Origin of the sequence: Klebsiella pneumoniae, from assembly GCF_000742135.1 — a bacterium.
Taxonomy (GTDB): Bacteria; Pseudomonadota; Gammaproteobacteria; order Enterobacterales; family Enterobacteriaceae; genus Klebsiella; species Klebsiella pneumoniae.
The window spans coordinates 1484278-1502104 of sequence record NZ_KN046818.1 but is presented as its reverse complement, the minus strand read 5'-3'; the positions used below and the strand labels follow the sequence as shown (position 1 = coordinate 1502104).

Genomic DNA, 17827 nt, shown 5'->3' with positions numbered 1-17827 from the left:
CGGGGAAATGACGATGAAAAAAGTACTGATTGCCGCCCTGCTCGCAGGCATGAGCCTCTCCGCTTCCGCCGCGCAGACCATTCGTTTCGCCACCGAGGCCTCTTATCCTCCGTTTGAGCTGGTGGACGCCAACAACCAGATCGTCGGTTTCGATGTCGATCTGGCGAACGCGTTGTGTAAAGAGATCGACGCCACCTGTACCTTCACCAATCAGGCCTTTGACAGCCTGATCCCGGGACTGAAATTCCGCCGTTTCGACGCGGTCATGGCCGGGATGGACATCACGCCGGAGCGTGAAAAGCAGGTGCTGTTCTCTACCCCGTATTATGACAACTCGGCGCTGTTCGTCGGCCAGCAGGGTAAGTTCACCAGCATTGACCAGCTGAAGGGCAAAAAAGTGGGCGTGCAGAACGGCACCACCCACCAGAAATTCATCACCGATAAACATCCGGAAATCACTACCGTGCCTTACGACAGCTACCAGAATGCGAAGCTGGACCTGCAGAACGGTCGTATCGACGCGGTCTTTGGCGACACCGCCGTGGTGACCGAATGGCTGAAGAGCAATCCGAAGCTGGCGGCCGTGGGCGATAAAGTGACCGACAAAGCCTATTTCGGCACCGGGCTGGGCATTGCCGTACGTCAGGGCAACACCGACCTGCAGCAGAAATTTAACGCTGCGCTGGAAAAAGTGAAGAAAGACGGCACTTACCAGACCATCTATAACAAATGGTTCCAGAAGTAAGACTGAATGAACGAAATTTTTCCATTAGCAAGCGCCGCCGGGATGACCGTCGGCCTTGCCGTTTGCGCGCTCGTCATCGGCCTGGTCCTGGCGATGCTCTTTGCGGTACTGGAGTCAGTGAAATGGCGCCCGGTAGCCTGGCTTGCAACCGGCATAGTGACCATCCTGCGCGGGCTACCGGAAATTCTGGTGGTGCTGTTTATCTATTTCGGCTCTTCCCAGCTGCTGCTGACGCTCTCTGACGGTTTCACCATCCCGCTCGGGTTCACGCAGATCCCGGTGCAGATGCAGATTGAGAACTTTGACGTCAGCCCGTTCCTCTGCGGGGCGATCGCCCTGTCGCTGCTGTATGCCGCTTACGCCTCGCAAACGCTGCGCGGCGCGCTGAAAGCGGTTCCGCAGGGCCAGTGGGAGTCCGGCCAGGCGCTGGGGCTGTCGAAAGCGGCCATATTCTTCCGTCTGGTGATGCCGCAGATGTGGCGCCATGCCCTGCCCGGCCTCGGTAACCAGTGGCTGGTGCTGCTGAAGGACACCGCGCTGGTGAGCCTGATCAGCGTCAACGATCTGATGCTGCAGACCAAAAGCATCGCCACCCGCACTCAGGAACCCTTTAACTGGTATATCATTGCGGCGGCAATCTATCTCGTCATCACCCTGTTGAGTCAATACATCCTTAAGCGGATTGACCAGCGTGCGACGCGCTTCGAACGGAGACCAGGCTGATGCTCGACTATTTACCCGAACTGCTGAAAGGACTGCATACCAGCCTGACGCTGACCGTGGCGTCGATTATCGTGGCGCTGATCCTGTCGCTGATCTTCACCATTATCCTGACCCTGAAGACGCCGGGGCTGGTATGGATAGTGCGCGGCTATATCACCTTGTTTACCGGTACGCCGCTGCTGGTGCAGATCTTCCTGATCTACTACGGCCCGGGACAGTTTCCTTCGCTGCAGGATTATCCGTGGCTGTGGCATCTTATCTCCGAGCCGTGGCTGTGCGCCCTGATCGCTCTGTCGCTCAACAGCGCCGCCTACACCACTCAGCTATTTTATGGCGCCATCCGGGCGATCCCCGACGGGCAATGGCAGTCCTGCAGCGCGCTGGGGATGAGTAAAAAGGATACTCTGGCGATCCTGCTGCCGTACGCCTTTAAGCGTGCGCTATCGTCCTATTCCAACGAAGTGGTGCTGGTTTTCAAGAGTACCTCTCTGGCCTACACCATCACGCTGATGGAAGTGATGGGCCACGGCCAGCTGCTGTATGGACGCACCTACGACGTGATGGTGTTCGGCGCCGCCGGGATTATCTATCTCATCGTTAATGGACTGCTGACGCTGCTGATGCGCCTGGTGGAACGCAAAGCGCTGGCCTTCGAGCGACGTAGCTAGCACCTGAGCATATTGCATAAAAAGCAAACAGCAAGGCGGACAAGTCTAACACCTGTCCGCCTTTTTTTATGAAGATAAAAAAACTTAATCATTTTTATTGCATATAAATTCATTTAATGGCATTGTCACTCTATGCCGCAGACACGGTGAATAATCATAAGATTGACAGACGGGAGTTCCACGATGAAAAAGTTAGTTCTGGCTGCATTGCTCACCTCTTTCGCGTTCGGCGCCGCTGCCGCGGAAAAAATCAGCTTTGGCGTCTCCGCAACCTATCCGCCGTTTGAATCGATGGACGCTAATAATCAGATTGTCGGCTTTGATATCGATCTGGCCCACGCGCTGTGCAAACAAATGCAGGCAGAATGTACCTTTACCAACCACGCGTTTGACAGCCTGATCCCGGCGCTGAAGTTCAAGAAATATGATGCGGTGATTTCCGGAATGGATATTACGCCGGAGCGGAGCAAGCAGGTGGCCTTCACCGACCCGTACTACGCCAACTCGGCGCTGGTGATCGCCAAAAAAGATGCGTTCCATTCTTTCGATGACCTGAAAGGCAAACGGATCGGCATGGAAAACGGCACCACCCACCAGAAATATCTGCAGGATAAGCATCCTGAGGTGAAGACCGTCGCCTATGACAGCTACCAGAATGCGATTATCGATTTGAAAAATGGCCGTATCGACGGCGTGTTCGGCGACACCGCGGTGGTCAACGAATGGCTGAAAACTAACCCGCAGCTGGGGGCAGCCACGCCGAAAGTGACCGACCCGCAATACTTCGGCACCGGACTCGGCATTGCCGTGCGCCCGGATAACAAGGCGCTGCTGGAGAAACTGAACGCCGCGCTGAAAGCGATTAAGGCCGACGGTACCTACCAGAAAATCAGCAACCAGTGGTTCCCGGAGTAACTTTTTTCGCCGGGTGGCGCTGCGCTTACCCGGCCACCGCTCTTCCCCGTTGGCCGGGTAAGGCGTAGCCGCCACCCGGCGATTTCTCAAAGTGGCACGAAGAACCTGAACCGCGCCCCGCTTACCGACTCCACCAGTCTGATATCGCCCCCGTGCAGCTCCAGCATTCGTTTCACAATCAGCAACCCTAACCCACCGCGATCCTCCCGCGATGCCTGGGTAGACAACGCCGACGGCCGCTGGAACAGATCGTTGCGCAGCGCGGCATCGACACCCGCTCCGTTGTCTGCCACTTCGACCTGAAGCTGTTGATTCTCCTGCCAGACCGCCAGACGGATCTCCCCGCCGACGGGAGTATGCCGCATCGCGTTATCGAGCAGGTTGGTCACCACCCTCTCAATCATCGACACATCGGCGTTAATCAGCGGCAGCGGTCCCGGTACATCAATATGCAGGTTCACCTCGCGCGTGCGGGCAGTTAATTCAAACTTCTGCGCCACGTCGGAAATCAGCTCCCCCATCGCGAAACGCTCGCGCTGCGGCTTAATGCCGCCATGCTCCAGTCGCGCCAGCTCAAACAGCTGCTGCGAGAGATGGCGCACTTTGTTCCCCTGGCGCAGGGCGATGGTGAGATACTGCCTGCGCTCCTCGGCGGTCAGCCATTCATCCTTCAGGGTCAGCGTTTCCAGATACCCCAGCAGCGAAGTCAGCGGCGTGCGCAAATCGTGAGAGATATTGGCCACAAATTCACGGCGCTGGCGATCGCTGTCGGCCAGCCGATCCCACTGATCGGCAATCTGCCGGGCAAGGTCAATAAAGCGGTTCTCGAGCACCGCCACCTCGTTACCAGGCCGGGGCTCCGGCCTGCGGGCCGCCAGGGTTTTGATGGCGCTGATGCTGTCCTGGCCGCTCGCCGCCACCTGGGCGGTGAGCAGGCGGACCGGCCGGGTGACCCAGAACCATGCCAGCCCCCCTGCCAGCAGGCCAAACAGGGCCACCAGCAGCAGCGTCCACAGAACAATGCTCCACAGCGTTTTTTGCCAGGCGTCGGCCGCCAGCTGATTAAACGTCTCCCCCTGCAAAATGATATACAGGTAGCCGCGCAGTTGGCCGTCGACGCGCAGCGGGGCGGCGCTGAAGACTTTTCGTCCGTCGGGACTGCGCGGATCGTCGCCATACACCGGCGACGCACTGCCGGTGAGAAAAGCCTGCACCGGCGCCATGTCGATACGCTGGCGCTGGATATGGCCCGGCGGCGCCGCATCGGCCAGCAGGTCGCCATCCGGCGACAGCAGATAGAGCTCCACGCTGGGATTAAAGGTCATCAGTCGGTCAAACAGCGACTTCAGGGTTTGCCGGTTGACCTCGCCGTGGGCGTCCAGCAACGGCTCGCGGGCGACAATCTGTTGAGCCAGCCCGGACGACAGACGCTGCACCATGGCGTTGCCATACTGCGCGCTGCTGTGTAACTGGACGGCGCATACCGCCACCGCGCATAGCATCAGCAGGGAAACCACCACCAGCGCCAGACGCTGGCTGAGGCTCAGGCGGCGGATCACGGGGCGGCCTCTTGCGTCACCGGGGCGAACTTATAGCCTTTTCCCCAGACGGTAAGAATGATGTCCGGCTCGGCCGGGTCACGTTCGATTTTACTGCGCAGGCGGTTGATATGGGTATTGACGGTATGCTCATAGCCCTCGTGCTGATATCCCCAGACCTGCTCCAGCAGCGCCAGGCGGGAAAACACTTCCCCGGGGTGGCGGGCGAAGTAATACAGCAGGTCGAATTCACGCGGCGTGAGGTCCACCGTCTCGCCGCGCAGCTTCACTTCGCGCGACAGCGGGTCGATGCTCAGGCCATGGCAGGACAGGCGCCCGGCGTCCATCAGCAGATTCTGCCCCATCGCCTCCTGGCGACGAAACAGCGCTTTGACGCGGGCGATAAGCTCCAGCAGTGAAAAGGGCTTCGCCAGATAGTCGTCGGCGCCCATCTCCAGGCCCAGCACGCGGTGCATTTCGCTGGTGCGAGCGCTGATGATAATCACCGGCAGGTAGCGGGTCATCTGGCGGATACGCCGGCAGATCTCCAGACCATCGACGCCGGGCAGCATCAAATCGAGGATCACCGCATCCCAGACCTGCGTCTCCAGCCGGGCGAGGGCCTGGCCGCCGTCGGCTTCATGGACGATCTGATAGCCCTCATCCTGAAGATTGAGCCGCAGCAGCGTGGCTATATCCTCGTCATCTTCCACCAGCAGAATGGTTTTGGCCATTAGATTCCCCCCACCAATAACAAAACATGCTGCCTCAAGCTTACCCGATTTCAGCGGCGCAAAGCCTTCACATTTTGTTTAAACTTCGCGGACCAGCAGGGTCAGCACTTCGTAGTGGGCGGTGTGGGGGAACATATCAAACAGCTGGACCCGCTCAACGCGATAGCCGCTAAGACGAGCGATATCGGTCGCCATGGTGCGGGCGTTACAGCTGGAATAGATAATATAGGGCGGCGCCATGCGGCTTAAATAGTCGCATAGTTCAGCGCCAATACCGCGGCGCGGCGGGTTAACCAGCACCAGCTGCGGGGCATCCGCTTCGTGAGTGGCGAACTGCGTGGAGTCCAGCGCCTGAAAATGCAGATTGCTGAGCCCCAGCTGCGCGGCTGACTGTCTGGCGCAGGCGATGGCTTCCGGGGCGATCTCGATACCGGTCAGGCGCATCGTCGGCGTCGCGCAGTGCAGGCCAAATCCCCCAACGCCGCAAAACAGATCCCACATATGCTGGACCGGCAGCGCGCGCACCCAGTCGCGGGCCGTGGCGTACAGCCGGCTGGCTACCGCCGGATTGGTCTGAAAGAAGCTTTGCGGGCGGATCCACAGCGGCACCTCATTAAAGACCTCCCCCAGCGCCTGCTGTTCGGTGAAGAAGATCTCCTGCTCGCCTTCCATGATTGCCATATGCACCGGCTGGATATTCGCCGTAATCACGCTGAGCTGCGGCAGCTGTGCCTGTAGCCACGGCAGCGCGGCGCGCAGCTGAGCCACCTTGGCCTCTGAGCGCAGCACGAAGCGCAGCATCATCTCCCCCTGCTGGCTGGCGGTCAGCAGCAGGTATTTCAGCTCCCCGCGTTTGCGCGCGACGTTGTAAGGTGTTAACCCGGCGCGGGCGATAAAGGGCTTCAGGGCAGCAAAAACCGGGGCAAACTCGGCGGGATAGAGCGGGCAGTCGGTGAGGTCCACCGGAGTGCCATCGCGGTGCAGCATCCCCAGCAGCGGACGCTCAACGCTGCCGCTGACCACCATTTTAGCCTTGTTACGGAAAGCCGCCTCCGGCCCGCTGACCGGCTCGCCCCAGGCTGCGACCGGGATCGCCGCCAGCAGCGTGCGCAGATCGGCCATTTTATCGGCGAGCTGTTGCGGGACCGGCCGCTCCAGCCATTGACAGGAGCGGCAACGGCCGGCGTCGTAGAGTGCGCAATGCATAATTGACCTTCAAAAATCCAGGGGCGGGGATTGTATCACCGTTATTGCAGGCGGAAAAAGCGACGGCAGTTCGCCGGCACGAACAGCAGCGTCAGAACCAGCAGATCCGGCAGTTTTTGCATCACCAGCGAGTGGAAAATTTCTCGTTTTGATTCCCCGGGAATGCTGAACAGCTCCGGATACCCGTAGCCCAGCGACGCCGCCCACAGGTAGCCGGCAGCGATAATCTGCGTCAGCAGATAGATCCAGCGCGCCCAGTTGCGCCCTTTCACCAGCGAGAAGGCGCACCAGATTTCGATAAACACCAGCGCCAGGCTGCCGAGGAAGACCAGCGTCAAGTTCCAGGTCTGAACGCTGCGGTGTATGAATTCGTTCAGCCCCTGCAGGCCCAACAGATTAAGGATCATCAGCAGATCCAGGCCACGAATCAAAATAATAGCAAAGGCCGCCACCTGCACCAGCGCAGGGACGTTAAGGCGGGCATGCGATGAGCGAGTTTTCGTAAACAATCCCAACGTAATGTCTTCCATGAAAACGGCGCCACAGGGTGGCGCCGACCGGAGGCTGCTGTACCGATTTTAGGTGGTTCAGCCTTGTCTTGCACGCTGGATATCGCGCACTCGCTGCTTTTCTGCGCGGGCCATCAAATACCAGGCGATAAAACCAACAATACCGACCACGCCGAGGATGAGCGTCGCCAGGGCGTTGATCTCCGGGTTGACCCCCATGCGCACGCTGGAGAAGACCAGCATCGGCAAGGTCGTGGCCCCGGGACCGGAGACAAAGCTGGCGATCACCAGGTCATCCAGCGACAGCGTGAAGGCCAGCAGCCAGCCGGAGATCACCGCTGGCATAATCATCGGCAGCGTGATGACGAAGAAGACCTTCAGCGGCGCAGCGCCAAGATCCATCGCCGCCTCTTCAATGGAGTGGTCCAGCTCGCGCAGGCGCGAGGAGATCACCACCGCCACGTAGGCGGTACAGAAGGTGACATGCGCCAGCCAGATGGTCAACATGCCGCGGTCCGACGGCCAGCCGATAGCATGTCCCAGCGCCACGAACAGCAGCAGCAGCGAGAGACCGGTGATCACGTCCGGCATGACCAGCGGCGCGGTGATCATAAACGCGAAGCCGTTGGAGCCGCGAAAACGCCCAAAGCGCACCATCACCACCGCGGCGATGGTACCGAGGATCGCCGCCGCCGTCGCCGCGCAGGCGGCGATGGTCAGGCTCAATCCTACCGCGCTCATCATCGCATCATCGTGGAACAGTTCGCTATACCAGCGCGTCGACCATCCGGCCCAGACCGTTACCAGCTTCGAGCTGTTGAACGAGTAGATCACCAGCATCAGCATCGGGGCGTAGAGGAAGGTGAATCCGAGCACGAGGATCAGAATGCGCCACGGCGAGCGTACTACCGGCAAGTCGTTCATCCCTGCTCTCCTATCTGTTTTTGCTGGTGCTTGTGGAACCACATGATCGGCACGATCAGCAACAGCAGCATGACAATCGCCACCGCCGAGGCGACCGGCCAGTCGCGGTTGTTAAAGAACTCCTGCCACAGCACGCGGCCAATCATGATGCTGTCCGGCCCGCCCAGCAGTTCCGGGATCACGAACTCGCCGACCGCCGGGATAAACACCAGCATGGAGCCGGCGATAATGCCGCCTTTGGTGAGCGGGACGATCACCTGGAAGAAGGTCTTCAGCGGCCGGGCGCCGAGATCCAGCGAGGCCTCCACCAGCGAATAGTCGATGCGGGTCAGCGCGGTGTAGATAGGCAGCACCATAAACGGCAGATAGGCATACACGATACCGATGTACACCGCCAGGTTGGTGTGCAGGATCTCCAGCGGCTGATCGATAACCCCTAACCACAGCAGGAAGTTATTCAACACCCCGTTGCTCTTCAGCAGCCCCATCCAGGCATAGACGCGGATCAAAAACGAGGTCCACGACGGGAGGATCACCAACAGCAGCAGAATATTACGCGTCGACGGCTTGCTGTGCGCCACCGCCCAGGCCAGCGGATAGCCCAGCAGCAGGCAGCAGATCGTCGAGATACCCGCCACCTGCAGCGACTGGAGATAAGCTTCAAAATAGAGCGGATCGTCAGTCAACTGCAGGAAGTTGGCAAAGTTAAGCGTCAGCGTCAACTGGCCGTCCGCCCACTCCATTAGCTCGGTGTAGGGAGGGATCGCCCGCGCCATCTCGGCAAGACTTATCTTGAACACGATCAGGAACGGTAGCATAAACAACAGGATCAGCCACAGATAGGGCAGCGCAATCACCAGCTTGCGGCCATGCGCCATCTGCAGGCGCGCCGCCCACAGCGCGAAGCCGCCCGGTTTTTTCGCCCCTGACGGGGATTCAACGGTATTCATCGCCCTCTCCTCACACCGTCAGCACAACGCAGCTGTCAGCATCCCAGCATAAACGCACCTCATCGCCCCAGGTGGGCGTCCCTTTCCGATGGCGGTGTTCATTCTGCAGCTGGGCGCTGATCATCTGCCCGCTTTGCAGGCGCACATGATAGATAGAGAGATCCCCCAGATAGGCGATATGAATCACCTCGCCGACGGCAAAATTGTAGCCGTCCGCCGGCGGTTCATCGCACAGCATGATCTTCTCCGGACGCAGCGCCACCCAGACCGGCACGTTGTCCACCACCGAGGCGTCGGGGTCGACCTTCAGCGGATGCATCAGTCCCGGAGAGCTTAGCACCAGACCGTCTTCCAGACGCTCCTTCACCAGCCCTTCAAAGACGTTCACCGAGCCGATAAACTCGGCGCTGTAGCGGGTGGTCGGGTGCTCGTAAATCTCTTCCGGTTCGCCAATCTGCACAAACTTGCCGCGATTCATGATGGCGATACGGCCCGCCATGGTCATCGCCTCTTCCTGATCGTGGGTCACCATCACGCAGGTCACGCCAACGCGCTCAAGAATATCCACCACCTCGAGCTGCATGCGATCGCGCAGCTTTTTATCCAGCGCCCCCATCGGTTCATCAAGCAGCAGCAGCTTGGGCCGTTTCGCCAGGCTGCGCGCCAACGCGACGCGCTGCCGCTGGCCGCCTGAGAGTTGGTGCGGCTTACGTTTGGCAAACTCCTGCATATGTACCAGGGCCAGCATCTCCTGCACCCGGGCGGTGATTTCCGCCTTAGGCAGGCGGTCCTGCTTCAGGCCGAAGGCAATATTCTGCTCAACGGTCATATGGGGAAACAGGGCATAGGACTGGAACATCATATTAATAGGCCGCTGATAGGGCGGCACGCGCGCCAGATCCACGCCGTCGAGCATAATCTGCCCGGCGGTCGGTTGTTCAAAGCCCGCCAGCATGCGTAGCAGCGTCGATTTCCCGCAGCCTGACGCGCCCAGCAGAGCAAAAATTTCGCCTTTGTAGATAGTGAGACTGACGTCGTCGACCGCATGCTGGCCATCAAACGACTTGGTTAAGTTACGGATTTCCAGTAGCGGGGTCAGCGCTTTTGGGGCTTTCGCCTGTGGGCGGGGCATTACGTCGTTCAATCGGGTGCTCTCCGGCAAAAAAACGATCACCATATGGTCCGGTGCCATACTTCGTGCTTAACAGTGCATTTGCACCATCCTGGTGCTTCTGCTCGCCGGGCGCGCTGCTATTTCCCGGCGAGTGCAGATCTGATTTGGCCCGTATTCGACGGGCCGTCAGGAATTATTTGCCGCTCTTCACTTTGGTCCACGCGCGGGTGCGCACGCGGTCAATCTTCGGATCCTGCACCTTCAGCGTGAACAGTTTGGCGAACACATCCGCTGGCGGATAAATCGCCGGGTTGTTACGGATAGTCTCGCTGACCAGCGGCGTGGAAGCCTTGTTGCCGTTGGCGTAGAACACCTGGTCGCTGATTTTGGCGATGACGTCCGGACGCATCAGATAGTTAAGGAACTGATAGGCTTCATCTTTATTCTTCGCGTCGGCCGGCATGGCAAAGACGTCAAAGAACGCCAGCGCGCCTTCCTTCGGAATAAAGTAGGAGACATTGACGCCGTTCTTCGCCTCTTTCGCGCGGTTGGCCGCCTGCCAGACGTCCCCTGCCCAGCCGATCGCCACGCAGATGTCGCCATTGGCAAGGTCGTTAATATATTGCGAAGAGTGGAAGTAGCGAATGTTCGGCCGCAGCTTCAGCAGCAGATCGGTCGCCGGGCCGGTGTAATCATCCGCTTTGCTGCTGTTCGGATCTTTGCCGAGGTAGTTCAGCACGGTGGCGAAAATCTCTTCCGGCGCGTCGAGGAAGGAGACGCCGCAGCTTTTCAGTTTTTCGAGGTTCTCCGGCTTCAGCACCAGATCCCAGCTGTCCACCGGCGCATCTTTGCCGAGAACGGCTTTCACCTTATCCACGTTGTAGCCAATGCCCGTCGTCGCCCACAGGTAAGGCATGGCGTATTTATTCTCCGGGTCATGCTTGGCGACCAGCTTCAGCACTTCGGGGTCAAGGTTCTTCCAGTTGGGCAGCTTACTTTTATCCAGCGGCTGGAACACGCCCGCCGCCAGCTGGCGTTCGAGGAAGCTTGCCGACGGCACCACCAGGTCGAAACCGGTGCTACCCGCCATTAATTTGCCTTCCAGCACTTCGTTGGAATCAAAAACGTCATACACCACTTTAATCCCGGTCTCTTTTTCGAAATTCGCTACCGTGTCCGGCGCGATATAATCAGACCAGTTATAAACATGCAGGGTTTTTTGTTCGGCGGCGAGCGAACCGGCAGAGACGGCCATCAGCGCACCCGTAACCAGACCTGTTAACCATTTTTTACCAAAGGCGGTCATATCTCTTTTCCTTCTCAACGCCCGTTAACTTACGGGCTCAAATATACGCATTTCTACGCATGCAAAAATCATGCATATTTTTTCATTGCCTGAGAAAAGGAGAGCGGATCTCTCCCGGAGTGGTTGCTCGCAACTGGAAGCATCGCCAGAATAACTGTAGCCAGAATAAGAGGCTATAGCCCAGGTAAAAAAACGCCTTTTATCAAATTTTTATGCAATAACGGTCTACGTGATAAGCCAAAACGGCCTGAATGGCGGTGAATAATGCTTTAAAGAAAGGTTAAATGCAGAATAAAAGCGGGTAATACGCAGCCGCTGCGGTAGTGGCTGCGCTAATTTTAGGCAGGTTTAGTGAAGAAAATGGTATTGCACGTTTTCCGCCGCAGGCTCTTCTTCTTCGCCTTTGTACAGCAGCTGATTTGCGCCGGCTTCGAGGATTACCATCGAGATCTGCTCTTCGCTTTGGCGGAAGAACCAGGCGAACTGCTCCATGGTCACCCCTGGGCCGATAGACAGCGACTGGCAAACCACTAGCTTGGGCAAATTATCGTCCTGAATGTCGATAAACGCCTTCACGGTTAACGAGCTGGCGTTGATGGCCGAGAGATCCGCCGACAGCGCCAGCAGGGCAGACGGCTTCACCTCCGCCAGGGCGGAAAAGAGCACCACGTTGTCCACCAGGTCAATTTTGGCATCAAAAATACCGTCGAAATTCTGCATATGCGGCAGGTGCAATGCCTGACAGGAATCGCACTCAAAAAAGCTGATGCCGATCTCGTCCAGCCAGCGACGTAGCGTATCCAGACCTGGAACGACCAGTGAATCCATAGTGCCTGTGACCTCTTACAGTGGAAAAACGACGCCATAGCTTACGCAAAAAAAGCGCCGCATACCATGGCCGTCTTGCATCCGGCGGTTAGCCGCCTATTTTCAAACAGAATTCCGGCGTCGCCTGGCGCTCGATCCAGGCGATCATCTTGCCGGCGACATCCACGCCGGTGGTGGTTTCCACCCCTTCCAGCCCCGGCGAGGCATTCACCTCCATCACCAGCGGCCCGCGGGCGGCGCGTAAAATATCGACACCGGCGGCGTCCAGCCCGAGAGTTTGCGTTGCCTTGATGGCAATGGCCCGCTCCTCGTCGCTAATCTGCGCCACCGTGGCCATGCCGCCGCGGTGCAGGTTAGAGCGGAAATCCCCCTCTTTCGCCCGCCGCTCGATCGCCGCCACCACCTCATTGCCGACCACCAGGCAGCGGATATCGCACCCTTTCGCTTCGGCAATGTATTCCTGCACCAGAATATGAGCGTTCAGTCCGCGAAAGGCGTCGATCACGCTCTCCGCCGCCTGGCGGGTCTCCGCCAGCACCACGCCGATCCCCTGGGTGCCTTCCACCAGCTTCACCACCAGCGGCGCGCCGCCCACCATGGCGATCAGATCGCTGGTGTCATCCGGAGAGTGAGCGATGCCGGTCAATGGCAGATCGATGCCCTGGCGCGCCAGCAGCTGCAGCGAGCGCAGCTTATCGCGAGCGCGGGTAATAGCGACCGATTCGTTCAGCGGATAGCTTCCCAGGAGCTCAAACTGGCGCAGGGCCGCGGTGCCATAGTAGGTGATCGCCGAGCCAATGCGCGGGATCACCGCATCAAAGTGCGGCAGCTGACGCCCTTTGTAGTGGATCGACGAGGCCACCGGGCTGACGTTCATATAACAGGAAAGCGGATCGAGGATCTCGATCTGATGACCGCGCTGTTGCGCTGCTTCGCGCAGGCGCCGACATGAATAAAGCGTTCCATCCCGGGATAATATGGCAATTTTCATCCTGCACCTCTGCGAAAAGACCCGCTCTGGCGGGCCTCAGCTATCGAACACATTTTCACCTTTCCTGCGGCCGGCGGCGGATATCACCTGGCCGGAGCAGCAGTGTACACGTAATCAGCGCGTTGCCCACCCCTGCTTATGCAGATAGTCAAGAATAAACGGACGACTCTCTTTCACGATAGTGCGCCGGATATGGTCGCTCCAGGTATCGCGGCGGGCGTTGCTGCCGCGCGACAGATAATAGTGCGCCAGCTGTTCGTCATACTCCGCCAGCAGCGCGTTATCCAGCGGCTGATAGCGGTTCTCATGCACCAGCATGGCCGCCGGCATCCGCGGCTTGATATCCGGGTTATCCGCCGGCCAGCCAAGGCAAAGACCGAACAGCGGCAGGACGTGCTGCGGCAGCTCCAGCAGCTCTGTGACGGCCTCAATGCTGTTGCGCAACCCGCCGATATAGACGCCCCCTAGTCCGAGGGACTCGGCGGCGGTCAACGCGTTTTGCGCCAGCAGCGCCGTATCGACAACGCCGATCAGCAGCTGTTCCGCCAGCCCCAGCTGCGCCTGCGGGCAGATCTGCAGGTGGCGATTAAAGTCGGCGCAGAAGACCCAAAACTCCGCCGCCTGGGCGACGTGCTGCTGGCCGCCGGTCAGCGGGACCAAACGTTCACGCAGGGCCGGGTCAGTAATACGGATGATGGAGGTGCACTGTAAAAAACTAGAGGTAGATGCCGCTTGCGCGCTGGCGATAATCTCTGCGCGCTGTTCGTCGCTCACGGGGGCATCGGTGAAGTGGCGGATGGAACGGTGGCTGCGCAGCAGCTCAATGGTCGGCGTCATTACGTTTTTCTCTGTCAGACAAGGATTCAGGCTTTGGAGAGTGCGTTAACTGCGGGGCCACGATCTGCGCCATCCGCCACATCACGACGAGGGCGGCGGGGATCATCAGCACGATCCCGGCAAAGAGCATCACCAGCGCCGCGGTCGGGCTGGCAATGGGCGCAGGCAGCTGGACATACTGGTTAAGGGAGAGCCAGGCGAGGGTTAACAGCCCCATCCCGAGGAGCTCAACCAGCAGTATGCTTTTCGGCAATGGGGCAAATTTTCGCATCACGCCTCTCCGGTTGATAAACGCGGCGCGCCAGCCAATTCCACCGCGCCGTCGGGCCAGTATACGGGTTTTGACAGTCCGACATTTATCAAACATAGCCGTAAACCATCGAAGTAAAAGGCAGAACCTTCTTTCCCTCCCCGCCCGTTCCAGGCATCATAAGCGCCATTCGCCATCCGGCTGAGGTTTAAGGAGAGAAGCAATGTTTACCGTTATTTTTGGTCGTCCAGGCTGCCCTTACTGCGTTCGCGCTAAAGAACTGGCAGAAAAACTGACCAACGAGCGTGATGATTTCAACTACCGCTACGTGGATATTCATGCCGAAGGCATCAGCAAAGCTGACCTGGAAAAAACCGTTGGCAAACCGGTTGAAACCGTGCCGCAGATTTTCGTCGACCAGAAACACATCGGCGGCTGCACCGATTTTGAAGCCTGGGCAAAAGAGAATCTCGGCCTGTTTGCCTGAGTCAATTTATTTGCTCGATGAATGACTGCGCCAGGTATCAAGCCAGGCGCAGATAAACAAAAAGCACAATGCCCCAAGCGCGCACCAGAACACGGCGCTCAACACCCACGCCATCTCCTGCCAGAACGTCCGGTGGGTCACGAAGAACAGCCGCATCGTCACCATGCAGACCGGCGCCGCCAGTATCGCGCCGAGCAAAGGACGCAGCACCCGCCGTCCGGGAGAGAGACAGCTCGCCGCCGCCCCTGGCAGCAAAAAGAAGAGCAGGCCCAGCTCCGGGTTGCCGCTGGCGCGAAATGCCCCTTTCATATGTAACAACAACGATAAGCACACCACAATGAACAGAACGAAGCCACAGATAATGCCGGCCCAACTACGCTCAGATTTCACCGTATCCTCCTGATGTTGCCTCTAACTCACGTCCACGTCGCCCAGTCAGATAAAGCATTTCGGCAATCCATGCCAATAACTCCCCTACCAGCCTAAAAACGATTGTCACTAGCCGCCGCATCCAGGAAGGATTAAACTAGCGGTATATTTTTGCTGGTTATAACAGGGTGCCAGAATAGGTTCGCGACAACGCGAACGCCTGAGCAACCTTAGACCAAATAACCATTTCCTTCAACAACTTACTAGTAAATGAGAAGTTGGCTTTCGTGAATATAAACGTCGCAGATTTGTTAAACGGGAATTACATCCTGTTATTATTCGTTGTACTTGCATTAGGACTATGCCTGGGAAAACTGCGTCTCGGCTCAGTACAGCTTGGTAATTCCATTGGCGTTTTAGTCGTTTCTCTATTATTAGGCCAGCAGCATTTCGCGATTAACACCGATGCCCTTAATCTCGGCTTTATGCTGTTTATATTTTGCGTTGGCGTAGAAGCCGGGCCCAACTTTTTTTCTATTTTTTTCCGCGACGGGAAAAACTACCTGATGCTGGCGCTGGTGATGGTCGGCAGCGCGATGCTGATCGCCATGATGCTGGGTAAAGTGTTCGGCTGGGATATCGGGCTCACCGCCGGTATGCTGGCAGGCGCCATGACCTCCACCCCGGTGCTGGTGGGCGCGGGCGACACCCTGCGCCATTTCGGCCTGCCCAGCGATCAGCTGGCGCAGTCGCTTGACCATCTGAGCCTCGGCTATGCCCTGACCTATCTGGTTGGTCTGGTGAGCCTGATCGTCGGCGCCCGCTATATGCCCAAGCTGCAGCATCAGGATCTGCAGACCAGCGCCCAGCAAATCGCCCGCGAGCGCGGCCTCGATACCGATTCCAAACGTAAAGTCTACCTGCCGGTGATCCGCGCCTACCGCGTCGGCCCGGAGCTGGTGGCCTGGGCGGATGGCAAAAATCTGCGCGAACTGGGTATTTACCGCCAGACCGGCTGCTATATTGAACGCATTCGTCGCAACGGCATTCTGGCCAACCCGGACGGCGACGCGGTGCTGCAGATGGGTGACGATATTGCGCTGGTGGGTTACCCGGACGCCCACGCCCGCCTCGACCCGAGCTTCCGCAACGGTAAAGAGGTGTTCGACCGCGATCTGCTCGACATGCGCATCGTCACTGAAGAGATTGTGGTCAAAAACCACAACGCCGTCGGCCGCCGCCTGGCGCAGCTCAAGCTTACCGACCACGGCTGCTTCTTAAACCGGGTTATTCGCAGCCAGATCGAGATGCCTATCGACGATAACGTCGTACTGAACAAAGGCGACGTGCTGCAGGTCAGCGGCGACGCCCGCCGCGTAAAAACCGTGGCCGACCGCATCGGCTTTATCTCCATTCACAGCCAGGTGACCGATCTGCTGGCCTTCTGCGCCTTCTTTATCGTTGGCCTGATGATCGGCATGATCACCTTCCAGTTCAGCTCCTTCAGCTTCGGCATCGGCAACGCCGCCGGCCTGCTGTTCGCCGGCATCATGCTTGGCTTCCTCCGCGCCAACCACCCAACCTTCGGCTATATCCCGCAGGGGGCGCTGAACATGGTGAAAGAGTTTGGTCTGATGGTGTTTATGGCCGGGGTCGGTCTCAGCGCCGGGGCCGGGATCAATAACGGGCTGGGCGCCGTCGGCGGCCAGATGCTGGCGGCAGGGCTTATCGTCAGCCTGGTGCCGGTGGTGATCTGCTTCCTGTTCGGCGCCTACGTGCTGCGCATGAACCGGGCGATGCTGTTCGGCGCCATGATGGGGGCCCGCACCTGCGCCCCGGCGATGGAGATCATCAGCGATACCGCGCGCAGCAATATTCCAGCGCTCGGCTACGCAGGCACCTACGCCATCGCCAACGTGCTGCTTACCCTTGCCGGGACGCTCATCGTGATCATCTGGCCAGGGCTACAATAATTTTTTGAGAAAAAAGCCGTCACAGGCAGAACTTTTTCTCAGGGCATCAGTCATAAGTAATGCCACTGCTTTTCTTTGATGTCCCCATTTTGTGGAGCCCATCAACCCCGCCACTTCGGTTCAAGGTTGATGGGTTTTTTGTTGCCTGCGTTTAGCCATTCCGGGTGAAACGCCGCTTCAGCGCCCCTCTTCCTGCGCCCTCTCCCCCGCCAGCTGCCCGACCATCATGCGGATTGCCGCCTTCGACAGCGGCGCGCGGTCGGTGACAAAGTGCAAGGTCATCCCTTCAATAAAGGCGTCGAGGCCGCGGGCGGTATCGGGGGCGAACCACTGCTCCAGCGTCTGCTGGCTGCGCCGCATCCAGTTCTGCATCACCGCCTTCAGCGCCGGCTGACTGCTGCAGAACGCGTACAGCTGGTACATCAGCTCCATATTGCGCGCCGTGGTCACCTGGGCGCTGAAGATCAGATCCGCGATGGCATCGCAGGCTTGTTCCCGGTTCGTTACCCCGACGAAGCCTTGCTGATACTGCGCCGACATCTCGGCGGTAAACAGGCTGAACGCCTCCTCAATTAACGCCTCAATGCCGCTGAAATAGTAGGTCAGCGATCCCAGCGGCACATTCGCGCAGGTGGCGATTTTACGGTGCGTCACCGCATGGATGCCGTGCGCCGCGATGGTATCCAGCGTCGCCTGCAGGATGCGCTCGCGGCGCTGCGGATCGTTTGGTCTACGGGCCATGATTTTCCTCTTCCGGTTT

Annotated in this window: 20 protein-coding genes; 6 read left to right on the top strand and 14 right to left on the bottom strand. The window is 58.6% G+C overall.

Going from position 1 to position 17827, the window contains the following annotated elements; translation table 11 throughout:
- Positions 1-13 precede the first annotated feature (13 nt).
- The 4 genes from artI to artJ all read left to right on the top strand — a co-directional run bounded on the left by artI (position 14) and on the right by artJ (position 3051).
- On the top strand, positions 14-745 hold the full coding sequence (gene artI, locus DR88_RS17995; protein WP_002896390.1) for an arginine ABC transporter substrate-binding protein ArtI: 732 nt from the start codon (positions 14-16) through the stop codon (positions 743-745).
- A 6-nt stretch (positions 746-751) separates the two neighbouring features.
- A complete protein-coding gene (gene artQ / locus DR88_RS18000; RefSeq protein WP_002896386.1) occupies positions 752-1468 on the top strand; it encodes an arginine ABC transporter permease ArtQ in 717 nt (238 codons plus the stop codon).
- Positions 1468-2136, top strand: coding sequence for an arginine ABC transporter permease ArtM (gene artM, locus DR88_RS18005; protein WP_020323879.1), 669 nt, complete (start codon positions 1468-1470; stop codon positions 2134-2136). The genes artQ and artM overlap by 1 nt, the downstream gene beginning before the upstream one ends.
- A gap of 183 nt (positions 2137-2319) precedes the next feature.
- Positions 2320-3051: an arginine ABC transporter substrate-binding protein ArtJ gene (gene artJ / locus DR88_RS18010; RefSeq protein ID WP_002896384.1), complete on the top strand. Its 732-nt coding sequence runs from the start codon at positions 2320-2322 to the stop codon at positions 3049-3051.
- A gap of 86 nt (positions 3052-3137) precedes the next feature.
- Here artJ and DR88_RS18015 read toward each other — a convergent pair whose 3' ends face one another.
- The 12 genes from DR88_RS18015 to DR88_RS18070 form a co-directional block, all read right to left on the bottom strand.
- Positions 3138-4610, bottom strand: a complete 1473-nt coding sequence (locus DR88_RS18015; RefSeq protein ID WP_004147759.1) for a sensor histidine kinase — start codon at positions 4608-4610, stop codon at positions 3138-3140.
- Positions 4607-5323, bottom strand: a complete 717-nt coding sequence (locus tag DR88_RS18020; protein ID WP_002896380.1) for a response regulator transcription factor — start codon at positions 5321-5323, stop codon at positions 4607-4609. The genes DR88_RS18015 and DR88_RS18020 overlap by 4 nt, the downstream gene beginning before the upstream one ends.
- A gap of 78 nt (positions 5324-5401) precedes the next feature.
- Positions 5402-6529, bottom strand: a complete 1128-nt coding sequence (rlmC, locus tag DR88_RS18025) for a 23S rRNA (uracil(747)-C(5))-methyltransferase RlmC (RefSeq protein WP_004147758.1) — start codon at positions 6527-6529, stop codon at positions 5402-5404.
- Between the two features lie 41 nt (positions 6530-6570).
- Positions 6571-7059: a YbjO family protein gene (locus DR88_RS18030; RefSeq protein ID WP_002896376.1), complete on the bottom strand. Its 489-nt coding sequence runs from the start codon at positions 7057-7059 to the stop codon at positions 6571-6573.
- A gap of 57 nt (positions 7060-7116) precedes the next feature.
- Complete coding sequence (potI, locus tag DR88_RS18035) at positions 7117-7962, bottom strand: putrescine ABC transporter permease PotI (protein WP_002896372.1); 846 nt, start codon at positions 7960-7962, stop codon at positions 7117-7119.
- On the bottom strand, positions 7959-8912 hold the full coding sequence (potH, locus tag DR88_RS18040; RefSeq protein ID WP_004147755.1) for a putrescine ABC transporter permease PotH: 954 nt from the start codon (positions 8910-8912) through the stop codon (positions 7959-7961). Before potH ends, potI begins: the two co-directional genes overlap by 4 nt.
- Positions 8913-8922: 10 nt before the next feature.
- Positions 8923-10056 carry a putrescine ABC transporter ATP-binding subunit PotG gene (gene potG / locus DR88_RS18045; RefSeq protein ID WP_002896370.1) on the bottom strand — a complete coding sequence of 378 codons (1134 nt, stop codon included), beginning with the start codon at positions 10054-10056 and terminating at the stop codon, positions 8923-8925.
- A 163-nt stretch (positions 10057-10219) separates the two neighbouring features.
- Positions 10220-11332, bottom strand: coding sequence for a spermidine/putrescine ABC transporter substrate-binding protein PotF (gene potF, locus DR88_RS18050; RefSeq protein ID WP_002896368.1), 1113 nt, complete (start codon positions 11330-11332; stop codon positions 10220-10222).
- A 348-nt stretch (positions 11333-11680) separates the two neighbouring features.
- On the bottom strand, positions 11681-12160 hold the full coding sequence (locus DR88_RS18055) for a type III secretion system chaperone family protein (protein ID WP_002896365.1): 480 nt from the start codon (positions 12158-12160) through the stop codon (positions 11681-11683).
- Between the two features lie 88 nt (positions 12161-12248).
- Complete coding sequence (rimK, locus tag DR88_RS18060) at positions 12249-13151, bottom strand: 30S ribosomal protein S6--L-glutamate ligase (protein ID WP_002896363.1); 903 nt, start codon at positions 13149-13151, stop codon at positions 12249-12251.
- 114 nt (positions 13152-13265) lie between these two features.
- Positions 13266-13988: a nitroreductase NfsA gene (gene nfsA / locus DR88_RS18065; RefSeq protein ID WP_004179133.1), complete on the bottom strand. Its 723-nt coding sequence runs from the start codon at positions 13986-13988 to the stop codon at positions 13266-13268.
- Positions 13972-14259, bottom strand: coding sequence for a YbjC family protein (locus tag DR88_RS18070; RefSeq protein WP_025860907.1), 288 nt, complete (start codon positions 14257-14259; stop codon positions 13972-13974). Before DR88_RS18070 ends, nfsA begins: the two co-directional genes overlap by 17 nt.
- A 202-nt stretch (positions 14260-14461) precedes the next feature.
- On the opposite strand from DR88_RS18070, the gene DR88_RS18075 reads away from it, so the two are divergent.
- On the top strand, positions 14462-14725 hold the full coding sequence (locus DR88_RS18075) for a GrxA family glutaredoxin (protein ID WP_002896352.1): 264 nt from the start codon (positions 14462-14464) through the stop codon (positions 14723-14725).
- Positions 14726-14731: 6 nt separating this feature from the next.
- Here DR88_RS18075 and ybjM read toward each other — a convergent pair whose 3' ends face one another.
- Positions 14732-15115, bottom strand: coding sequence for an inner membrane protein YbjM (gene ybjM / locus DR88_RS18080; RefSeq protein ID WP_002896351.1), 384 nt, complete (start codon positions 15113-15115; stop codon positions 14732-14734).
- A 266-nt stretch (positions 15116-15381) separates the two neighbouring features.
- Here ybjM and DR88_RS18085 point away from each other — a divergent pair, with 266 nt between their 5' ends.
- Positions 15382-17067, top strand: a complete 1686-nt coding sequence (locus DR88_RS18085) for an aspartate:alanine antiporter (RefSeq protein WP_004147745.1) — start codon at positions 15382-15384, stop codon at positions 17065-17067.
- A gap of 177 nt (positions 17068-17244) precedes the next feature.
- On the opposite strand, the gene DR88_RS18090 is transcribed toward DR88_RS18085, so the two are convergent.
- On the bottom strand, positions 17245-17808 hold the full coding sequence (locus DR88_RS18090; RefSeq protein WP_004141969.1) for a TetR/AcrR family transcriptional regulator: 564 nt from the start codon (positions 17806-17808) through the stop codon (positions 17245-17247).
- Positions 17809-17827: the final 19 nt, after the last annotated feature.

What these genes read in the sequence shown, in the direction of transcription:
- artI (WP_002896390.1), top strand. Translation starts at nt 14, where the DNA reads ATGAAAAAAGTACTGATTGCCGCCCTGCTCGCAGGCATGAGCCTCTCC.
- artQ (WP_002896386.1), top strand. Translation starts at nt 752, where the DNA reads ATGAACGAAATTTTTCCATTAGCAAGCGCCGCCGGGATGACCGTCGGC.
- artM (WP_020323879.1), top strand. Translation starts at nt 1,468, where the DNA reads ATGCTCGACTATTTACCCGAACTGCTGAAAGGACTGCATACCAGCCTG.
- artJ (WP_002896384.1), top strand. Translation starts at nt 2,320, where the DNA reads ATGAAAAAGTTAGTTCTGGCTGCATTGCTCACCTCTTTCGCGTTCGGC.
- DR88_RS18020 (WP_002896380.1), bottom strand. Translation starts at nt 5,323, where the DNA reads ATGGCCAAAACCATTCTGCTGGTGGAAGATGACGAGGATATAGCCACG.
- rlmC (WP_004147758.1), bottom strand. Translation starts at nt 6,529, where the DNA reads ATGCATTGCGCACTCTACGACGCCGGCCGTTGCCGCTCCTGTCAATGG.
- DR88_RS18030 (WP_002896376.1), bottom strand. Translation starts at nt 7,059, where the DNA reads ATGGAAGACATTACGTTGGGATTGTTTACGAAAACTCGCTCATCGCAT.
- potI (WP_002896372.1), bottom strand. Translation starts at nt 7,962, where the DNA reads ATGAACGACTTGCCGGTAGTACGCTCGCCGTGGCGCATTCTGATCCTC.
- potH (WP_004147755.1), bottom strand. Translation starts at nt 8,912, where the DNA reads ATGAATACCGTTGAATCCCCGTCAGGGGCGAAAAAACCGGGCGGCTTC.
- potF (WP_002896368.1), bottom strand. Translation starts at nt 11,332, where the DNA reads ATGACCGCCTTTGGTAAAAAATGGTTAACAGGTCTGGTTACGGGTGCG.
- DR88_RS18055 (WP_002896365.1), bottom strand. Translation starts at nt 12,160, where the DNA reads ATGGATTCACTGGTCGTTCCAGGTCTGGATACGCTACGTCGCTGGCTG.
- rimK (WP_002896363.1), bottom strand. Translation starts at nt 13,151, where the DNA reads ATGAAAATTGCCATATTATCCCGGGATGGAACGCTTTATTCATGTCGG.
- nfsA (WP_004179133.1), bottom strand. Translation starts at nt 13,988, where the DNA reads ATGACGCCGACCATTGAGCTGCTGCGCAGCCACCGTTCCATCCGCCAC.
- DR88_RS18070 (WP_025860907.1), bottom strand. Translation starts at nt 14,259, where the DNA reads ATGCGAAAATTTGCCCCATTGCCGAAAAGCATACTGCTGGTTGAGCTC.
- DR88_RS18075 (WP_002896352.1), top strand. Translation starts at nt 14,462, where the DNA reads ATGTTTACCGTTATTTTTGGTCGTCCAGGCTGCCCTTACTGCGTTCGC.
- DR88_RS18090 (WP_004141969.1), bottom strand. Translation starts at nt 17,808, where the DNA reads ATGGCCCGTAGACCAAACGATCCGCAGCGCCGCGAGCGCATCCTGCAG.